The following is a 17,628-nucleotide window of genomic DNA, read 5'->3' as shown; positions in this document are numbered from 1 at the left end:
TTATGAAACGTATTTTGTTGATATGTGTTACTTTATCGGTCATTCTATTCTCCTCTTGTAAAAAGAAAGCAGAATCTGGAACTGAAGAAAAACCAAAGTTTGTCCTGAGTGATGTCATGCTAAAGACGACAACTTTTGCGAATGTAGAGACTAAACCTCTCAAAACTGAACAGGAGTTTTACGGGAAAATTTCCGCAGATAACGATAAGCTCATTGAAATCTATCCTGTTGTTGGTGGAAACGTGATTAAAGTCTATGTTGAACTCGGGGATTTTGTGAAGAAAGGACAATTGCTGGCAACCATTCGAAGTACGCAGGTAGCCGGTTATGAGAAAGATCTAAGCGATGCGCTGAATGATGTGGTTGTTGCTAAAAACAATCTAAAGGCAACGAAAGAACTTTACGAAGGAAAACTGAATACCGAACGTGATGTCCTTACGGCCAAAAGCGAACTGGATAAAGCCCAATCACAATTGAGCCGTATTCGCGAGACCTATAAAATATATAGTCTCAAGCCGGGTGCTATTTACGAGGTCCGTTCTCCGATCAGCGGATTTATTATCCAGAAAGATATCAATCAGGACATGTTGTTGCGTGATGATCACACTAATAATATTTTCGACATTGCTGAAATCGACGAAGTATGGGCCATTGCCAACGTAAGCGAACCGGACATCCGCGATGTTGTCTTGGGATCAGATGCCGATATTACGACGCTTAGTTATCCCGATAAAGCTTTTCATGGAAAAGTGGATAAGATCTTTAATATCATTGACCCTGATACTAAAGCGATGAAAGTGCGCATTAGACTAAAAAATCCGGACTTCCTTTTGAAACCGGAGATGAAAGCAACCATCAAATTAAGCCATGAAGAGAGTGAACGAATGTTGGCCGTTCCTTCGTCAGCTGTAATTTTCGACAAGAGTAAAAACTTTGTAATGGTGTATAAGAGTCGTTCTGATATTGAAACCCGCAAGGTGGAAGTTTTTCGTCAGGTGGGAAATGTGACATATATTAGTTCAGGTGTAAGTGCAGGCGAAAAAGTAATTACGACTAATCAATTGCAGGTTTACGATGCGTTGAATGACTAAGCCGGAAAGAAATTTCGGGGTTAGAAGCCCGTTTCTTCTCTGGGGTTTTAGAAAGAACTTAGTGTTAAAAAGTTAAGAATCAGCACATGAACAAGTTTATTAAGAATATTATAGCTTTCTCGCTCAAAAACAGGGCATTCACCTTCTTCTGGGTGGCCATTCTGGTGATTTCCGGAGTGTTTGCCTTTCGGCAGATGCCTATTGAGGCATTTCCCGACGTAACCAATACGCAAATTATCATTATTACTCAATGGAACGGACGAAGCGCCGAGGAGGTCGAACGATTTGTGACTACCCCGATTGAGATTGCTATGAACTCAGTCCAACACAAAACCAGTGTACGTAGTACCACTATGTTTGGACTATCTGTAGTGAAAATCATATTTGAAGATAATGTAGAAGACTTTTTTGCCCGGCAGCAAATTAATAACCAATTGCGGAACGTGGAGCTTCCTGATGGGGCTGAACCTGATGTTCAGCCTCCTTATGGACCGACAGGGGAGATTTTCCGATATGTACTGAAGAGTGATAAGCGCGATACTCGTGACCTGCTGACATTGCAAACCTGGGTTGTTGATCGTCAATTGCGTGCAATTCCGGGCGTTGCCGACCTGAATGCTTTTGGGGGAGAACAGAAAATTTACGAGATCTGTGTCGATCCCAATCGTCTGTCGGGTTACGACATTACCCCAATCGATGTATATGATGCTGTAAGCAAAAGCAACCTCAATGTGGGCGGCGATGTAATTGAGAAGAACGGTCAGGCCTTCGTGGTGCGTGGTGTAGGGCTGCTCAAGACAAAGCAGGATATTGAGAATGTAATTGTCTCCTACGTGAATGGAAATCCTGTTTTAGTAAAACATTTAGCCACAGTTCGTGAAGGCGCTTTGCCACGGGTCGGACAAGCCGGGTTGAATAACAACAGTGATGTCGTTGAAGGGATAGTCGTGATGCGAAAGGGCGAAAACGCACGAGATGTATTGGCTCGAGTGAAAGATAAAGTAAAAGAACTAAACACGAAGATTCTTCCTTCTGATGTGAAAATAGAGACCTTTTACGATCGCGACAATCTGATGGACTATACCACCCATACGGTGATGCATAATGTGTTGGAAGGTATTATCCTGGTTACGGTGATTGTCTTTCTCTTTATGGCCAACTGGCGAACGACGGTGATTGTGTCGATCATTGTTCCGTTGGCTTTACTTTTTGCCTTCCTCTGTCTGCAACTCAAGGGAATGAGTGCTAACCTCCTTTCATTAGGGGCTGTTGACTTTGGTATAATCATAGATGGGGCGGTCGTGATGGTCGAGGGGCTCTTTGTCATGCTCGACCATAAACGGGAGAAATTAGGTGTCGAAAAGTTCAATAAGCTGGCTAAAGGAAGCCTGATCAAGAAGGAAGGCGCCGAACTTGGAAAAGCGATCTTCTTTTCCAAGATGATCATTATCATGGCCTTGTTGCCGATTTTCTCCTTCGAGAAAGTGGAAGGTAAGATGTTTTCGCCACTGGCCTGGACACTCGGATTTGCATTGCTGGGAGCACTGATTTTCACGCTGACTCTGGTGCCGGTATTGTCCCATGTTTTACTAAATAAAGATGTAAGGGAAAAACATAATCCGTTTGTCAATTTCTGGAACAATATAATTGAAAAAGCCTTTATGTTTACCTTCCGTCACAAGCGGAAAAGCCTTTCGGTTGCTTTGGCCATATTAGTGCTTTCGTTGCTTTCCTTTAAATACCTTGGTTCAGAGTTTATGCCTCAGTTAAACGAAGGTGCACTTTGGGTGGAAGCGAAATTTCCGATGAGTCAAAGCCTTTCGCAGACTGTCAAAAAAGTCGCAGTATTACGCAAGGAACTGGAGAAGTTTCCTGAAGTAAATGGTGTGCTTTCGCAGACCGGACGGAGTAACGACGGTACCGACCCCAGTGGATTTTATTACGTGCAAATGCAGGTGAACCTAAAACCCCGCGATGAATGGAAGCGTAAGATTACTTACGATGAATTGGTGGACGAAATGGATAAGAAACTGGAGAAATATCAGGGTATTAATTACAACTATTCGCAACCGATTATCGATAACGTAGCCGAAGCTGTAGCTGGTTTTAACGCTGATAACGGAGTGAAAATATATGGTGATGACCTCGATAAACTGGATGATATCGCAAATCAGGTGATGGCCAAAATGTCGAATGTGCCTGGTGTGAAAGATCTGGGAATTATGCGGAATCTGGGACAACCCGAGGTGAGTGTAGTTCTTGATAAAGAAAAAATGGCAACTTACGGGGTCACGGCTTCCGATGCACAGGCCGTGCTTGAAATGGCATTCGGCGGAAAGACGGCTACCGAGAAATACGAAGGCGAACGTAAGTTTGACATTCGTGTACGCTTCGAAAAAGAGTACCGGAAAGATGAAAACGATATCGCTAATCTGAAAGTACCTACATTGAGTGGGGCTAAGATTCCGTTGAAAGAGATTTGTACGATTGAGAAACATACGGGTCCTGCATTTATTTATCGGGATAATACAAAACGCTTTGTCGGTGTGAAGTTTTCTGTCCGTGATAGAGATTTGGGAAGTACGATAAAGGATGCGCAAAATCGTGTTGCTAAAATCAAATTACCAGAAGGGTACAGCATCGGTTGGGCTGGAGAATTTGAAAACCAGGTACGAGCCTCCGCTCGATTAGCACAGGTAGTTCCCATCAGTTTAGTAGCCATCTTCGTGCTATTGTTTATCATGTTTGGTAATATCAAAGATGCTGCACTGGTGATTGCCAATGTGCCATTCGCCCTCATCGGAGGAATTTTGGCGCTGCATCTTACAGGGATTAACTTTGGTATCTCGGCAGGGGTAGGTTTCATTGCATTGTTTGGTATTTGTATTCAAAACGGGGTGTTACTAACCTCGCAATTCCACAAGAATATTAAGAGCGGATTGCATATTGATACCTCTATCATTGAAGCTGTCAAAGTACGTACCCGACCAGTGGTGATGACCGCACTGATGGCCTCCATCGGCTTGATGCCGGCTGCAATCTCTACCGGTATTGGGTCGGAGTCCCAAAAGCCGCTGGCTGTGGTGATTATCGGGGGATTGGTGACCGCTACCATTCTTACCCTGTTGATTTTCCCGATTATCTTCTGGATTTTCAATCGGGAAAAACATGAAATAATTGAATAATATCAAGTAATAAACTCTTCCAAAGGTTCAACCTTTGGAAGAGTTAGAACCTATATAATTTTATAGTTTTTGATTTGAATGTCCAATTTTCACTGACCTTTGAAATCTCTGTGAAGAGTTAGACCTATCACTATCTGAAGTGATGGGTTTCAAAGGATCTTTAGACGATTAATAACGAAATCTCAGGTCATTATTCTTTCAGAATTAAATAACATCAAATCAGTTACTTGAAAAGCCTATTAAGATTAAACTATATTAGATATTTTGCCATATTTGAGGAAATATGTACTATTGCACTTAATTTCGAAAACAGATAGTCCCTGAACTAATAATAAAGTGGTATTCGATAGTCAAATTAAGCGGGAAAAAATGCTTCTTGAGTCTTGTGAATCAATATATGTGACAACAGTATTTGTTGGTTGTGCTTTCTGTCCCTCGCTCTCTAAATCTAATTACAATCCTACTCTAAATCAATGAGTCATCATCGTCAGGTTTTTCAAGCAGATTCGCCTAAACGTGCCAGACGTTTTGCGGCGATTTTATGGTCTGCATTAGCAGTCGTGTTTTTATCGGTGGTTATTATTCTTTATTCGGTATTGAAGAATTCACAGACGGAGTTTCCCAAAGCTTTTGACAGGTTTTCATATCTTCAGCATTTAGTAAAAGCCGAAGATTCGCCGCTGTTAAGTAAGAAGGATAAAGCGACCCGTAAAGCGATTAAGCGAAAGCCCGCGCTCGGGTATCTGAACCGTTCTCAGTTTTACAAAAAGCGTATCAACAAGAACCAGATTCGTGCAGCTTTCTATGTAAACTGGGATAAACAATCTTTCTACTCGCTGAAAGAGCATATTACGCAGTTTAATATGGTTTTCCCAGAGTGGTTCTTCCTTAGTCCGACCAAAGATACCATTCAGACCAGGATTGATAATAAGGCATTATTGGTGATGCGTTACTACAAAACCGATATTGTTCCTATTCTTTCCAACTTTGTTAACGGTCAGTTTAATGGAGAGCGCGTACACCGCATCATTACCAATCCTGCCAAAAGGAAAGCTCTGATTACCGAAATCGTAACGAAGCTCAAACGTTATGGCTTCAAAGGAGTGAATATTGACTTTGAGGACCTGACCGAAACTACAGACGAATATCTGATTGCTTTCCAACGCGAGCTTTACACGGAGCTCCATAAGAACAAGATGATTGTTACTCAGGATATCATTCCGGGCAACATGGACTACAACTTGACGGAGCTGAAAAAGTACAATGACTATCTGCTGCTCATGGCGTATGACCAGAATTCTATGATGACGCAGCCAGGTCCCATTGCTGAGCAAAACTGGATAGAAGGAGTCCTTGACTCATACGGTAAAGATCTCCCGGCTGAGAAAACCATTCTCTGTTTGGCAGCTTATGGATACGACTGGGCCAAAGGCCGTCAGGGACGTCCCGTTACCTATCAGGGAGCCATCAATAAAGCACAGGCCGCGGAGGCGAAGGTTCGGTTTGATTCCATCAATTATAACCTTAGCTTTGAATATACCGACAATCAGAATGAGCCTCACAAAGTTTTCTTTACTGATGCTATCTCCAACTTCAACGCGATGCGTCTTGCTGTGGAATATGGTCTGGCCGGTACTTCGTTATGGCGTCTTGGTTCGGAAGATCCACGCATCTGGCATTTCTATAATAAAAATCTTTCTTATCAGGAACTGGAAGGAAAACCCTTCGATTATAGCCGCCTGAACACGATTAAGCCTACTCAAAATATCAATTATGTTGGGGATGGTGATATTCTTGATGTGGTTTCCGAGCCTCATCCCGGAATCGTGAAGCTCAATCTGAATGATGATTATGCGGTATTTGACAAAGAGGAATATGTAACTCTTCCTTCTTCGTATGTGGTTCGCCGCATAGGTATTGCCGATAAGAAACTTGTCCTGTCATTCGACGACGGTCCAAGTAATGAATATACGCCTAAAATTCTCGAGATTCTGCAACGAGAACACGTTCCTGCCACATTCTTTATGCAGGGGGAGAATATAGAGGTGAATCTGCCTATTGTAGAGCGTATATACAAGGCCGGATATGAGATTGGTAACCACACATTCTCTCACCCGAACATTGCCGAGATCAGTAATGAAAAGACCGACCTGGAGCTGAATGCAACGCGTCGTTTGCTTGAGTGTATCACCAAACGCTCTACCATTCTGTTCCGTCCGCCTTATGATGCTGACGTGGAGCCACGTGATTATCATGAGCTTCTTCCTGTAATCCGTGCCAAAAAAGAGAACTACATCACCGTAGCCGAGTCTATCGACACCCGTGACTGGGAAAAAGGCGTTTCAGCCGATTCAATCTTCGAACGTGTGCGTCGTCAAATCCAAAACGGTAATATTATCCTGATGCACGACGCCGGTGGTAACCGTAAGGCAACCATCGAAGCATTGCCCCGGATTATCAAATACTTCAAAGCCCAGGGATATACATTCACGACTGTTGCTGACCTGATTCACCAGGATAAAGATTTCGTGATGCCGAAGCTGGATGCTGATGATTTGTTTCTGTCGCGTTCCGACTGGTACATTGCCAACGGTATTTTCCTCTTTATCCAGGTGATTTTCGCCCTGTTTATTGTGGCGACTATTCTCTCGGTTTTACGTTTGATTCTTTTAGCCGTTTTGGCCTATATCAAAAAACGCAAAGAGAAGAAGTATCACGAGAACCTGCCTACTACCGCTGAGTTCTGTCCGAAGGTAAGTATTATCGTTCCCGCATATAACGAAGAGGTGAATATTGTCAGTAGTATGAATAACCTGCTGAAAGCTGATTACCCAGACTTCGAAATCGTATTTGTAAATGACGGTTCGAAAGACAATACCTTTGAAGTGGCAAAAGCGGCATTTGAAGGAAATCCTAAAGTGCGCCTTTACGATAAACCGAACGGCGGTAAAGCATCTGCGCTTAACTTTGGTATCGATCATGCAAACGGTGAGATCATGGTCTGCATAGATGCCGATACCCAGCTTTGTTCCGATGCTGTCAGCTACCTGATTCCGCATTTCATCGACGAAGATGTGGCAGCTGTTGCCGGAAATGTGAAGGTCGGTAACGAGGTGAACCTGCTTACCCGCTGGCAGTCGATTGAGTATATCACCAGCCAGAACTTTGATCGTCGCGCTTTCGACTTACTAAACAGCATAACCGTGGTGCCGGGAGCTAACGGTGCATTCCGCAAGACTGCATTAGAAGAAGTTGGTTTGTACACGACCGATACCCTGGCCGAAGACTGTGACCTGACTATCCGTCTGCTTCGTGAAGGATACCGCGTGGTAAATGACCCGAAAGCCAAAGCCTATACCGAAGCACCGGAATCAGTAAATATGTTCCTGCGCCAGCGTTTCCGTTGGAACTACGGTATCATGCAATGTTTCTGGAAACATAAAGATGTCCTCTTTAAAACCAAATACCAGTGGCTCGGATGGGCGGCATTGCCAAACCTGCTCTTCTTCCAGTTATTGCTGCCGATTATTGCGCCGCTGGCCGACTTGATCACCATCATTGGTATATTCATGGGGAATGCCGAAAATGTGTTGTGGTACTATCTGCTCTTCCTATCGGTAGAGATGCTTTCGGCAGCAGTAGCCTTCTCATTCGAAGGAGAAAACAAAAAACGCCTTGTCTGGCTGATCCCCCAACGCTTCTATTACCGACAGATTATGTATTACGTGGCTATCAAGTCGCTTAATAAAGCTATCCGCGGTGGAGTGATGTCATGGGGCGTACTCAAACGTACAGGTAATGTGAAGATGAAACAAGCGTAATAAGTTTTCCTTTGATAAATACTGAAACAGGCTGCTTCGAAAGAGGCAGCCTGTTTTGTTATATGAACCTGAAAAAGGTAATTTCCTTTTTACTCTTCTCCTTTCCCATATTTTATTTGTTTTGGTCACTTTAGAACCGTCTCCAGCTGTGACTTTTGCATTGCTCGACTAAAAAACTGCATCTCCCGGTCGAGAAACAGCATCTGATGAGTCGCTGCCTCATTGCTGAGGTTGCGTAACGTGCAATTGGGTCGCAACGCCTCTCCGGCCACAGCCAAACAAGAGAAGTATGAAGCGATGATTGCACAAACTATGTTTGCGATCAATCGCCTTTGGTCTTACGCAAGTACTGTGGGGGAAAGCGTATTATTGGCAAAACTGATTTACACGGAGAGAGACGTTCGGAAACTAAGAGAAACTGCTGTGGGTGGTGTTTGTAGCAATGTAGCAGATATCGCGGAAGAAAACCTGCCCCAAATCACTGAATATGGCTTTTCTGCAGAACTGTTGGCTCAGTTAAGACAGGCAAATGCAGATAACGATGTAATCTTCGCACCTAAACTCGCCATCGTAGAGCAGAAAAACGATACTGAAGGCATGGTTCCTCTTTTTGCAAAAGAAGACGGCATTCTGGCCAATCGTCTGGATAAAGATATTGAACTTTTGAAAAATTCGAATCCGGACTTCTATAACCAATACTTTGCAGCGCGTAAAATAATATCATCGGGATCGACTACTATGGCGATCAAGGGCAAGACTACCGATAAGCATGATGGTTCTGACATTATCGGGGTAACGCTGACCATTTCCGATGCCGGAAGCGCGGAAGCTGCTTTGGTGAAGAAGAATAAAACGGCTGGTTTTAGTATTCTCAATTTTAAAGAAGGACATTTCATTGCAACCGCCTCAAAAATCGGATATAAAGATGCTTTGGTGCCTTTTACTGTAGTGAAAGGAGAAATGACAACGCTTGTTATTGAAATGGAGAAGGCGTAAAGGTATTATAACGGACCGCCCCCGGGAAGTGATTTTCTTTTCGGGGGCGGTTGTCTGTTATAGGTTTTGAGGCTCTAACAAGGTTTTTAACCGGAAAAAATAATCTAGGATGCTCTTACCTTCATCAACAAGAAAGCGTTGTTTTTGTCCCTTTGGAACAAAAACAACGCTTTTTCGATTATCTGGAAATCACAATATTAAAATGTAACCGTCTTATCCGCCCAGACCACCAGATTGACACAATCAATCATGGTCGAAATGGGGCAGGCTTCCGTACTCTCCAGGTGTCTCGATTTGAGGCAGGTGCCGCACGCCAGTATTTCCCCGCCAATATGGACAAACGCCTTTAACTGTTCATCGACGTTGTATTTTTCATGAGTCAGTCCTTCGCATTCGACCGCTTCTCCCATCAGAAAAACCTTCACCTCGTGCCCCTGCTTCTTAGCAGTTACTGCAAAACGAAAAGCATTCCACGCTTTTTCATACTCTTTGGTTTCGATAATAATTCCGATTTTCATAAAATATGAATTTAAAGAGGTGGAACATCAATGTGTATAATCTAATATTTGAATTTCCTCACCGACTTTCTTTGAGACAGCGCTTCTTATTTGTTCAGCATGCGGACAAGCAAAGCCAATCGGTGTTCCTTTAAATATGCAGGAAGCAAAAGCAATGACCTCTGCACCACGTTCGACCATCATTTTAGCACGGGAGACAGCCTTCTTTCCAGGACAGCCGCCACAAGTAACAAATCCGACAACTTCTGATGCACCGGCTTCTTTAAATGCAAGTTTTCCCTCAGTCGCTACTTTAAAACAAGTTGTCCCCGGACACATATCCTCAGTCTGTTGACAACGAATAATTCCTACTTTCATAGTTTTCGTTTTTATGGTTTTACAATGATTAATCCAAAATGATAAGGTTCGAGAATGAGCTCTTTGGCGCTCGTGAATCCGGCTGCGGTAGCCCATTGGTGGCACTGAACCGGTGTGGGCCGGATATCCAGGGCTGGCCCGCGGGGAGTGACAATGTCGCTTCGCCAATGAATTATGCCTGCCTTGCCTCCGGGTCTTATGATACGGTGTACTTCCCGCAGTATATGTAGCGGATTGTCATGATGCAGGATATTAAACAGCATGACATAGTCTTCCGAATCGTCCGGAAGCCCGGTACCTTCAGCTATAAAGTCTTTCAGGTGAGGTACAATATTTGAAATTCCAAGCTGCTCCGATTTTTCTTTCAAAACCTGAATCATTGACTCTTCTATATCAAACGCATGCACTTCCCCTTTTATCATTTGCGAGGCCGGTAAACTAAATGTACCGAAGCCACTTCCCAAATCAACTACCCGGGCCATATCTGCTGTCAATCCCATTAGCCGCAGGATGCTTTCCGGATTGAAAAAGGTTGACCACATGGATTCATCAGGCATGCCGCTGTCTCTGACTTTCATCGTGATTTAAGATTAATGGGTTTGCTGTGAAATATTTGAAACACACTAAGCCGCAAAATAGTTCCTTTTGAATGCAAAGGCCACATTCACCAGCGCAATCATCACCGGTACTTCCACCAACGGGCCAATCACTGTAGCAAAAGCTTCTCCCGAATTGATCCCAAATACTGCAATAGCCACAGCAATAGCCAATTCAAAATCGTTGCTCCCAGCTGTAAATGCCAGTGTCGTCGATTTTTCATATCCTTCTCCCATCCATTTGGCTGCAACGAATGTGCTGAAAAACATGAAGACAAAATAAATGGTATATGGGATAGCGACTCTAACCACATCCATTGGCAATTCGATAATCTTTTCACCTTTCAGTGAAAACATAACGAATATAGTAAACAACAAGGCTATCGGAGTTACCCAGGATGCTTTCGGAATAAATTTCTCAAAATACCAGATACTTCCCTTTATGCGTCGAAGTATTAGGTTGGTCAGCAAGCCTGCTGCAAAAGGGATGCCTAAAAAGATCAATACCGTAACGGCTATCTCGGAAATCGACACCTCCACAACTGCACCTTTTAGTCCAAACAAGGGTGGCAAAAGAGTGATAAAAACATAAGCGTAAACAGAATAAAGAAACACCTGGAAAATAGCATTGAAAGCGACCAATCCGGCTGCAAGTTCAGGATCCCCTTTCGCCAGATCGTTCCAAACGAGAACCATAGCAATACATCGCGCCAGACCCACAAGTATTACGCCAACCATCAAGCCCGGATGGTTGTGAAGGAAAAGAATGGCTAGTAAAAACATAACCAACGGTCCTACAATCCAGTTCTGAGTAAGCGATAATGTGAGCAATTTCAAGTTCTTGAATACCAATGGAAGCTTCTCATATCTCACTTTTGCCAAGGGGGGGAACATCATAAGGATAAGGCCAATCGCGATTGGAATATTTGTTGTTCCAGAGCTCATAGAATTCCAAAAACCGGAAATGTTTGGAAATAAATAACCAATAATAACGCCGGCAAACATAACAAGGAAAATCCAAAGGGTTAAGAAGCGATCGAAAAAGGAAAGGTTTTTTGTTATACCCATATTGTATTGTATTTTAAATTATTCAACAATAGTATTTGTGATTCCATCTCGTTATATCGGTTTTATTGCATACACGGTAATACTGTAGATTCCAGCTCCGGACTGTTTAAATTCAGCCAGTTCCTGATTATTCAGATATTCGAGGTAAACAGAATCCGGAATTTCGATAACCTTTTCTTTCTGTACCTTAATATCTTCAAGCCCCGCCTTTTCAATTATTTGTAAATACTCTGCTATCTGAATAGCTCCTGATACGCACCCGGCATACATTTCAGCCGCATGTTGGAGTTTCTCCGGAAGCTCTCCCCACAGTACCACGTCGGAAACGGATAAGTGCCCTCCCGGTTTCAGAATACGGTAGATTTCACTAAAAGCTTTTGCTTTATCCGGAACCAGGTTAAGGACACAATTGCTGACCACTACATCGGCCAGATTGTCAGCCAGCGGTATTTCCTCGATATCTCCCAGAGTAAATTCAACATTGGTATAGCCCAGCTTTTGGGCATTCTGACGGGCCTTTTCGATCATCGCATCGGTCATGTCGATACCGATTATACGACCCTGCTCACCGGCTATTGCCCGCGCGACAAAGCAATCGTTTCCTGCGCCGGAGCCCAGATCGACAACGGTATCTCCTTCCTTGATTTGCGCAAACTCAGTCGGCAATCCGCAACCCAATCCCAAATCGGCATCAGGCGCATAACCGGACAGGTTCTCATAATTGTCGCTAAAGGTTGAATAGTCTGCTTCGGTTGAACAGCAACTTGGACTACAGCACGAGGCTGCACCCGTTTTGTCGCTTTGCTTTGCGATCAGGCTATATTTATCCTTAACGATCTTTTTCAGATCATGTGGTTTCATAGCTGAGGTTTTATTTGTTCTATGTAAAGTTTGTAGAATCCTTGTTTGATCTCATCTCGTACACGACGGAATTCACTCCAGATGTATTCCTCAGTACCTTCCACGTGTGAGGGATCGTCGTATCCCATGTGCAGGCGGTGTTTTACCTTCCCGATAAATGCGGGGCATACCTCATTGGCTCCACCGCAAACGGTGATTACATAATCCCACTCTTCACCCAGGTATTTTTCCACCGGATCAGAAGTATGGTTGCTGATGTCGATACCGGACTCTTTCATGATAGCCACAGCTTTTTCATTTAACTTACCGGCCGCTTTGGTCCCGGCGGAACATACCGTGATGTTTTTATCAAAGGATTGTAACCATCCGTGAGCCATCTGGCTGCGACAACTATTGCCGGTACAAAGAATTAGAACTTTCATAGACAGACTTATTTAATTATTAAAGATATTCTGATAATCAATAATAAAGAGATCGACTTTACTCTGGAAGAGAAAGTCATGATTGGAGCATATTTTGAAGTATATATGTAATTATTCCCGCGAAAAACCCAAGCAATGCGATAAAGCTGATTTTCCTCAGGTACCACATGAAGTCAATTTTCTGAATCCCCATAACAGCGACGCCGGCAGCTGAGCCAATAATAATGGCACTTCCTCCGGTTCCGGTGGTCAATGCCAGAAATTCCCAAAAATAGTGATCCGTTGGATAAGTCGATAAATCGTACATTCCCTGTGTCGCCGCTACAAGCGGAACATTATCCACGACTGATGAAAGCAATCCAAGCACAGTGCCGATTAAAAAATCGTTATGCAGGATATTTGCCAGAACAGTTGCCAGCGACTTTAAAATATCAAGTGATTGCAACGCCGCTACCGATAGCAATATACCGAGAAAGAAAAGTATCCCTTGAGAGTCTATTTTCTGTAAAGCATGGGCAACAGATAAACGTTCCCTTATTTCAGGTTGCTTTTGGGTATGTAACGTAGAGGTGATAGCCCACATTATCCCCAGCGAAAGCAACATTCCCATAAAAGGTGGCAGGTGTGTCAGTGTCTTAAAAACAGGAATGAACATCAGTAGTAACAATCCCATTCCCAGCACAATCCGGCCTTCAGTCGAGTGGCCCTCGGTCTGTTTGCTTTTTTTTTCAAAAGTCTGTCCCCTGAATCTGTACATTAATAATGCAGTGGGTACTGAGGCTACAATTATGCTGGGCAGAATCAAGACTTTGATAATATTAAATGCCGTAACCTGATTTCCGATCCATAGCATTGTAGTTGTAACATCTCCAATCGGAGACCAGGCACCTCCTGCATTGGCTGCAATCACAATCAACCCGGAGAAATATAGTTTGCTTGTATTGTCATGTATGATTCTGGAAACCAATGATACCATAACAATGGCAGTCGTCAGATTATCCAACAGGGCAGAAAGGAAAAAAGTAAATACGGATACGATCAGGACTAACCTGCTTTTGTTGGTCGTATTAATTCTTTCGGTAATCAAGTCAAATCCACCATGCAAATCGATCAATTCGACGATGGTCATTGCTCCCAGAAGAAAGAATAGTATGGACGATATTTCACCTAAATGATGCAGCAGTTCTTCAGTCTTCATTTCGACAGAAGTTGCCTGCATGAAGGTAAAAAGCCAGCAAATTACCGCCATGATTAGTGCCGGTGCTGCTTTGTTGATCTTTACTGAATGTTCGAAAGCGATTGTAATATATCCGATAATAAAGACAACTATTACTATTGTGGTTATCATGTATTTACCTTTTAAATTATGATATTGAACAGATATCCCACAAGCATAATGCCTATGGCAACGATGGAGACGAAGGTCAGGATTAATGGCAGTTTTAGCACCTTCTTAAGTATAATGACCTCCGGCAATGAAAGTGCAATGACCGACATCATAAATGCCAGTGCTGTCCCCAATGAAGCTCCTTTTTCCAGTAAAACAGAGACAATCGGAATAATTCCCGCCGCATTGGAATAAAGCGGAACACCGATTAACACGGAAAGCGGCACGCTGTACCATGCGGATTTTCCCATCAATGCCGCCATAAAGTCTTCCGGTACATATCCGTGCGCTCCGGCTCCGACAGCTATTCCGAGTAGTATATAAATCCACACCTTGCCCACAATCTCCCTTACGGCTGTGTAACCGAAGGAAAGCCGGGCGGAAAATGGGATTCTATGATTTTCTTCGTCCGGATTTCCAAAGTGAGCCTGGTAAACCCATTCCTCCACCCATTTCTCCAATTTTAAACGGCCAATGATATATCCCGCCAGAATTGCAATTGTAAGTCCTGTAATGACATAAATGAAAGCCGTTTTCCATCCAAAGAGTCCGAATAGCAGGATTACCGCCACCTCGTTAATCATCGGCGCTGCAATCAGAAATGAAAAGGTGATTCCCAGTGGTACACCCGATTCCACAAAGCCCAGAAACAGCGGAATGGCCGAACAGGAGCAGAATGGGGTAACAATCCCCAGCAATGCCGCCATAACATTACCGGTGAAAGTCTTTTTGCCGGTCAGCATTTTGCGCGTTCGCTCCGGTGAGAACCAGGACCGGACAATCCCAACCACAAAGACAATTAATATCAATAGCAGCAGCACCTTGGGAACTTCAAAAACAAAGAAACGAACCGCTTCGGTAAAACGGTTGCCGGCCTCCAATTTTAACATGTTATCTACCAGAAAATCAGCCATCGGTTGCAGGTAATGATAAACCAGTCCCCAGATAGGTAAAAGTATGACCGGTAGCCAGACTTTATTTTTCAATGTTGTTGTAATCATAGTCATTTCGATAAAATCCGAATTGTCAGTGTGAAAAAAGATCAGAGGTATCCCCGTATGATAGAGTAAAAACCGACAATCATAAACAGGATGGCAATTACCCGGCGAAACCATATTTCAAAAACCTTCACTTTGTCATAAAACCGGCTAAGTCCTGATACGGCATAGGCCAATACCCAGGAAAACAGAATAACCGGAATACCAGTTGCTATTGCAAACACAACCGGCAGATAAAGCCCGGAGCTATTGGCGATTGTCATTGGAATCAACATCCCGAAATAAAGGACTCCACTGTAAGGGCAGAATGCCAATGCAAATATCATTCCTAATAACAGGGCATCGTAGTAGTTCCATCGTTTCTTCTGCTCCATACGGGCTTGTAAATTTTGTAACCCAGGAAAAGCGATCCTGAAAACTCCAAGCATAAAAAGTCCGATGACAATCAGTAACGGTCCCAGCAGCCGCTCTCCGTATTGCTGGAGAAATCCCGAAAAGCGGAATTGATTGGCTCCCAGGTAAATTATTATGGCAATTCCCCAATAACTGATTGCGCGCCCGAGGGTATAGAACAATCCGTTGATAAATACCCGGTTTCGGTTTTGCAGGTCTTTGCTGATAAATCCGACTGCAGTGATATTGGTTGCCAATGGACATGGACTGATGGCCGTCATCAATCCCAAAGCCAATGCAGAGAGCCAGGGCATCGTACTGTTTTCGAGTAATGAATTCAGAAAATCCATCTTACTTGTTTTTCAGGAGTTCGTCCACTTTTTCTTTGATGACCGACTTGAATTTTTCCGGATTGGAACGGGCATAGAGAAATCCTTCATTAGTGATATTTATCTTATTGTTTCCTTTGACCAGAAGTAAAGTCTGACCCGAAACTTCCAGCTTCTTTGCCAGAGCCTCACCAGCGGATTCTTCCAGATTAAGCGAACGAAAGGAGAGCAATCCTTTTTTTACCAGTTGGGGATAAAGGGTTTCCAGGTTCTTTTTTGCTTCCGCTTCCACCGTTTTACAGGTTACACAACGGGAGGTATAATGAAAATAGTAGGCTTCGATCTTATTTACTGTCCCGGATGATTTTACAACTCTTTTTGTCGTTTGAGCTGACAGCGGAATGGATATAATCGAAAATAGCAAAAGAAACGTTTTAATCGTTTTCATAGCAATGAAGTTTTATCTTGTTAGAAGGTTTTTAATTTCGTCAGCTGATGGTACCCGGCCTTTTACCATTACCACTCCATCAATAACCAGCGCAGGAGTGGTAATTACCCCGTATTTCATGATTTCCATGATATTTTCCACTTTTACCACTGTTGCATCGATGCTGTTTTGCTCAACTACATCTTTGACAACTTTCTCCAGTGTTTTACACTTTGTACAGCCTGTACCCAATACTTTGATTTCCATAATAGATTATATTTTAGTTGTTTCGTAATATCCCGAAATGCCCGGGCAAATTTTTTTATCGTGTAAAGAATCGTTCCAGCAAGATTTTGGCTTCTTCCCAGTTCTCCCTGTTGATGCAATATTTAATGTAAGGCGGATTGATTTCTCCCTGGATAAGACCCGCTTTCTTGAGTTCTTTCAAATGTTCGGAAAGGGTAGAACGTGCTATAGGCAACTCCTCAGCCATATCCCCACTATAACAACACTTATGTGCATTTTTAATCAGAAAATCAAGGATAAATACGCGTACGGGGTTTCCTAATGCTTTGGCATAAAGGGCTATTTTTTCCTGTTCATCAGTATAATATTGCTTCTTCATAAGTGGGTAAATCGAGTCATTTCGGGAAAATACGAAACAAAGATAGTAGATATACGTTTCGATTGTTCATAACTGACTGGATTTAACAGTAAAAAGTTTGCAAGTTTCTTTTGTTACGTAAGAAGACTCTATATACTCCTTGAATGGGTATAATAGTGGATTATTGAACAAATCCGTTTTTCATTACCTTTGCAGCCATGAAACAAATTCTCCGGACTTTCATTCTGTTTATATTGTCCTCTTTCCTTTTGGGAGGAGCTGTATTGGCAGTTTCCGTAAATCCCGATGAACTGGATGATTATCCGGTTACTCATCATGATGCGGGACATCCGGCAGGAGAATTGCAGCATATTCATTCGTTACACTTCGATAATCTGGTCTATTTTCATTCCTCTAAGAAAATCGCCTTTGAATGTTTCAGTGTAAAGGGGGTTCAAATCAGGGAGATAACATTTCCCGAACGCGATATTATCAATACTCTCTGGCAACCGCCCAGGTACAGCTAATCTTTTTATTCTACTTCTTGTTTTTAACCGTTTGTATCTTATTAATGA

General features: G+C 43.0%; 17 protein-coding genes. 5 read left to right on the top strand and 12 right to left on the bottom strand.

Annotated features, from left to right (window positions below; all coding sequences use genetic code 11):
- Positions 1-2 precede the first annotated feature (2 nt).
- From MLE17_RS00375 to MLE17_RS00360, 4 genes are all read left to right on the top strand, one after another.
- Positions 3-1,091 (top strand): efflux RND transporter periplasmic adaptor subunit, encoded by a 1,089-nt coding sequence (locus MLE17_RS00375; RefSeq protein ID WP_243345412.1) that lies wholly within the window; start codon positions 3-5, stop codon positions 1,089-1,091.
- An 86-nt stretch (positions 1,092-1,177) separates the two neighbouring features.
- On the top strand, positions 1,178-4,276 hold the full coding sequence (locus tag MLE17_RS00370) for an efflux RND transporter permease subunit (protein ID WP_243345411.1): 3,099 nt from the start codon (positions 1,178-1,180) through the stop codon (positions 4,274-4,276).
- Between the two features lie 473 nt (positions 4,277-4,749).
- A complete protein-coding gene (locus MLE17_RS00365) occupies positions 4,750-8,097 on the top strand; it encodes a glycosyltransferase (RefSeq protein ID WP_243345410.1) in 3,348 nt (1,115 codons plus the stop codon).
- 222 nt (positions 8,098-8,319) lie between these two features.
- On the top strand, positions 8,320-9,093 hold the full coding sequence (locus MLE17_RS00360; protein WP_243345409.1) for a carboxypeptidase-like regulatory domain-containing protein: 774 nt from the start codon (positions 8,320-8,322) through the stop codon (positions 9,091-9,093).
- A gap of 197 nt (positions 9,094-9,290) precedes the next feature.
- On the opposite strand, the gene MLE17_RS00355 is transcribed toward MLE17_RS00360, so the two are convergent.
- The 12 genes from MLE17_RS00355 to MLE17_RS00300 form a co-directional block, all read right to left on the bottom strand.
- Positions 9,291-9,611 carry a DsrE/DsrF/TusD sulfur relay family protein gene (locus MLE17_RS00355; RefSeq protein WP_243345408.1) on the bottom strand — a complete coding sequence of 107 codons (321 nt, stop codon included), beginning with the start codon at positions 9,609-9,611 and terminating at the stop codon, positions 9,291-9,293.
- 27 nt (positions 9,612-9,638) lie between these two features.
- On the bottom strand, positions 9,639-9,968 hold the full coding sequence (locus tag MLE17_RS00350; RefSeq protein WP_243345407.1) for a CGGC domain-containing protein: 330 nt from the start codon (positions 9,966-9,968) through the stop codon (positions 9,639-9,641).
- Positions 9,969-9,979: 11 nt separating this feature from the next.
- The gene (locus tag MLE17_RS00345; protein WP_243345406.1) at positions 9,980-10,546 is read right to left on the bottom strand and encodes a class I SAM-dependent methyltransferase; all 567 of its coding nucleotides are present in this window, start codon (positions 10,544-10,546) and stop codon (positions 9,980-9,982) included.
- Between the two features lie 45 nt (positions 10,547-10,591).
- The gene (arsB, locus tag MLE17_RS00340) at positions 10,592-11,632 is read right to left on the bottom strand and encodes an ACR3 family arsenite efflux transporter (RefSeq protein ID WP_243345405.1); all 1,041 of its coding nucleotides are present in this window, start codon (positions 11,630-11,632) and stop codon (positions 10,592-10,594) included.
- A 51-nt stretch (positions 11,633-11,683) separates the two neighbouring features.
- Entirely contained in the window at positions 11,684-12,493 is an 810-nt protein-coding gene (locus MLE17_RS00335; RefSeq protein ID WP_243345404.1) for an arsenite methyltransferase, read from the bottom strand.
- Positions 12,490-12,915 (bottom strand): arsenate reductase ArsC, encoded by a 426-nt coding sequence (locus MLE17_RS00330; protein ID WP_243345403.1) that lies wholly within the window; start codon positions 12,913-12,915, stop codon positions 12,490-12,492. Before MLE17_RS00330 ends, MLE17_RS00335 begins: the two co-directional genes overlap by 4 nt.
- A 76-nt stretch (positions 12,916-12,991) precedes the next feature.
- A complete protein-coding gene (gene nhaD / locus MLE17_RS00325) occupies positions 12,992-14,263 on the bottom strand; it encodes a sodium:proton antiporter NhaD (protein ID WP_243345402.1) in 1,272 nt (423 codons plus the stop codon).
- Positions 14,264-14,274: 11 nt separating this feature from the next.
- Positions 14,275-15,303 (bottom strand): permease, encoded by a 1,029-nt coding sequence (locus MLE17_RS00320; protein WP_243345401.1) that lies wholly within the window; start codon positions 15,301-15,303, stop codon positions 14,275-14,277.
- Positions 15,304-15,344: 41 nt separating this feature from the next.
- A complete protein-coding gene (locus MLE17_RS00315) occupies positions 15,345-16,043 on the bottom strand; it encodes an aromatic aminobenezylarsenical efflux permease ArsG family transporter (RefSeq protein ID WP_243345400.1) in 699 nt (232 codons plus the stop codon).
- Position 16,044: 1 nt separating this feature from the next.
- Entirely contained in the window at positions 16,045-16,470 is a 426-nt protein-coding gene (locus tag MLE17_RS00310) for a nitrophenyl compound nitroreductase subunit ArsF family protein (RefSeq protein ID WP_243345399.1), read from the bottom strand.
- 12 nt (positions 16,471-16,482) lie between these two features.
- Positions 16,483-16,716 (bottom strand): thioredoxin family protein, encoded by a 234-nt coding sequence (locus MLE17_RS00305; protein ID WP_243345398.1) that lies wholly within the window; start codon positions 16,714-16,716, stop codon positions 16,483-16,485.
- A gap of 55 nt (positions 16,717-16,771) precedes the next feature.
- Positions 16,772-17,074: an ArsR/SmtB family transcription factor gene (locus MLE17_RS00300; protein ID WP_243345397.1), complete on the bottom strand. Its 303-nt coding sequence runs from the start codon at positions 17,072-17,074 to the stop codon at positions 16,772-16,774.
- 197 nt (positions 17,075-17,271) lie between these two features.
- Between MLE17_RS00300 and MLE17_RS00295 the strand changes: the two genes are divergently transcribed.
- Positions 17,272-17,580 (top strand): hypothetical protein, encoded by a 309-nt coding sequence (locus tag MLE17_RS00295; protein ID WP_243345396.1) that lies wholly within the window; start codon positions 17,272-17,274, stop codon positions 17,578-17,580.
- Positions 17,581-17,628 lie beyond the last annotated feature (48 nt).

Source organism: Parabacteroides sp. FAFU027 (assembly GCF_022808675.1).
Lineage (GTDB): Bacteria > Bacteroidota > Bacteroidia > Bacteroidales > UBA7332 > CAXXIC01.
This window is presented reverse-complemented; position numbering and strand designations above follow the sequence as displayed.

Bases quoted from the DNA above. Each gene is read 5' to 3' on its own strand.
- MLE17_RS00370 (WP_243345411.1), top strand. From the start codon at position 1,178: ATGAACAAGTTTATTAAGAATATTATAGCTTTCTCGCTCAAAAACAGG.
- MLE17_RS00310 (WP_243345399.1), bottom strand. From the start codon at position 16,470: ATGAAAACGATTAAAACGTTTCTTTTGCTATTTTCGATTATATCCATT.
- MLE17_RS00315 (WP_243345400.1), bottom strand. From the start codon at position 16,043: ATGGATTTTCTGAATTCATTACTCGAAAACAGTACGATGCCCTGGCTC.
- MLE17_RS00350 (WP_243345407.1), bottom strand. From the start codon at position 9,968: ATGAAAGTAGGAATTATTCGTTGTCAACAGACTGAGGATATGTGTCCG.
- MLE17_RS00365 (WP_243345410.1), top strand. From the start codon at position 4,750: ATGAGTCATCATCGTCAGGTTTTTCAAGCAGATTCGCCTAAACGTGCC.
- MLE17_RS00305 (WP_243345398.1), bottom strand. From the start codon at position 16,716: ATGGAAATCAAAGTATTGGGTACAGGCTGTACAAAGTGTAAAACACTG.
- MLE17_RS00300 (WP_243345397.1), bottom strand. From the start codon at position 17,074: ATGAAGAAGCAATATTATACTGATGAACAGGAAAAAATAGCCCTTTAT.
- MLE17_RS00335 (WP_243345404.1), bottom strand. From the start codon at position 12,493: ATGAAACCACATGATCTGAAAAAGATCGTTAAGGATAAATATAGCCTG.
- MLE17_RS00375 (WP_243345412.1), top strand. From the start codon at position 3: ATGAAACGTATTTTGTTGATATGTGTTACTTTATCGGTCATTCTATTC.
- MLE17_RS00330 (WP_243345403.1), bottom strand. From the start codon at position 12,915: ATGAAAGTTCTAATTCTTTGTACCGGCAATAGTTGTCGCAGCCAGATG.
- nhaD (WP_243345402.1), bottom strand. From the start codon at position 14,263: ATGATAACCACAATAGTAATAGTTGTCTTTATTATCGGATATATTACA.
- arsB (WP_243345405.1), bottom strand. From the start codon at position 11,632: ATGGGTATAACAAAAAACCTTTCCTTTTTCGATCGCTTCTTAACCCTT.
- MLE17_RS00355 (WP_243345408.1), bottom strand. From the start codon at position 9,611: ATGAAAATCGGAATTATTATCGAAACCAAAGAGTATGAAAAAGCGTGG.
- MLE17_RS00345 (WP_243345406.1), bottom strand. From the start codon at position 10,546: ATGAAAGTCAGAGACAGCGGCATGCCTGATGAATCCATGTGGTCAACC.
- MLE17_RS00295 (WP_243345396.1), top strand. From the start codon at position 17,272: ATGAAACAAATTCTCCGGACTTTCATTCTGTTTATATTGTCCTCTTTC.
- MLE17_RS00320 (WP_243345401.1), bottom strand. From the start codon at position 15,303: ATGATTACAACAACATTGAAAAATAAAGTCTGGCTACCGGTCATACTT.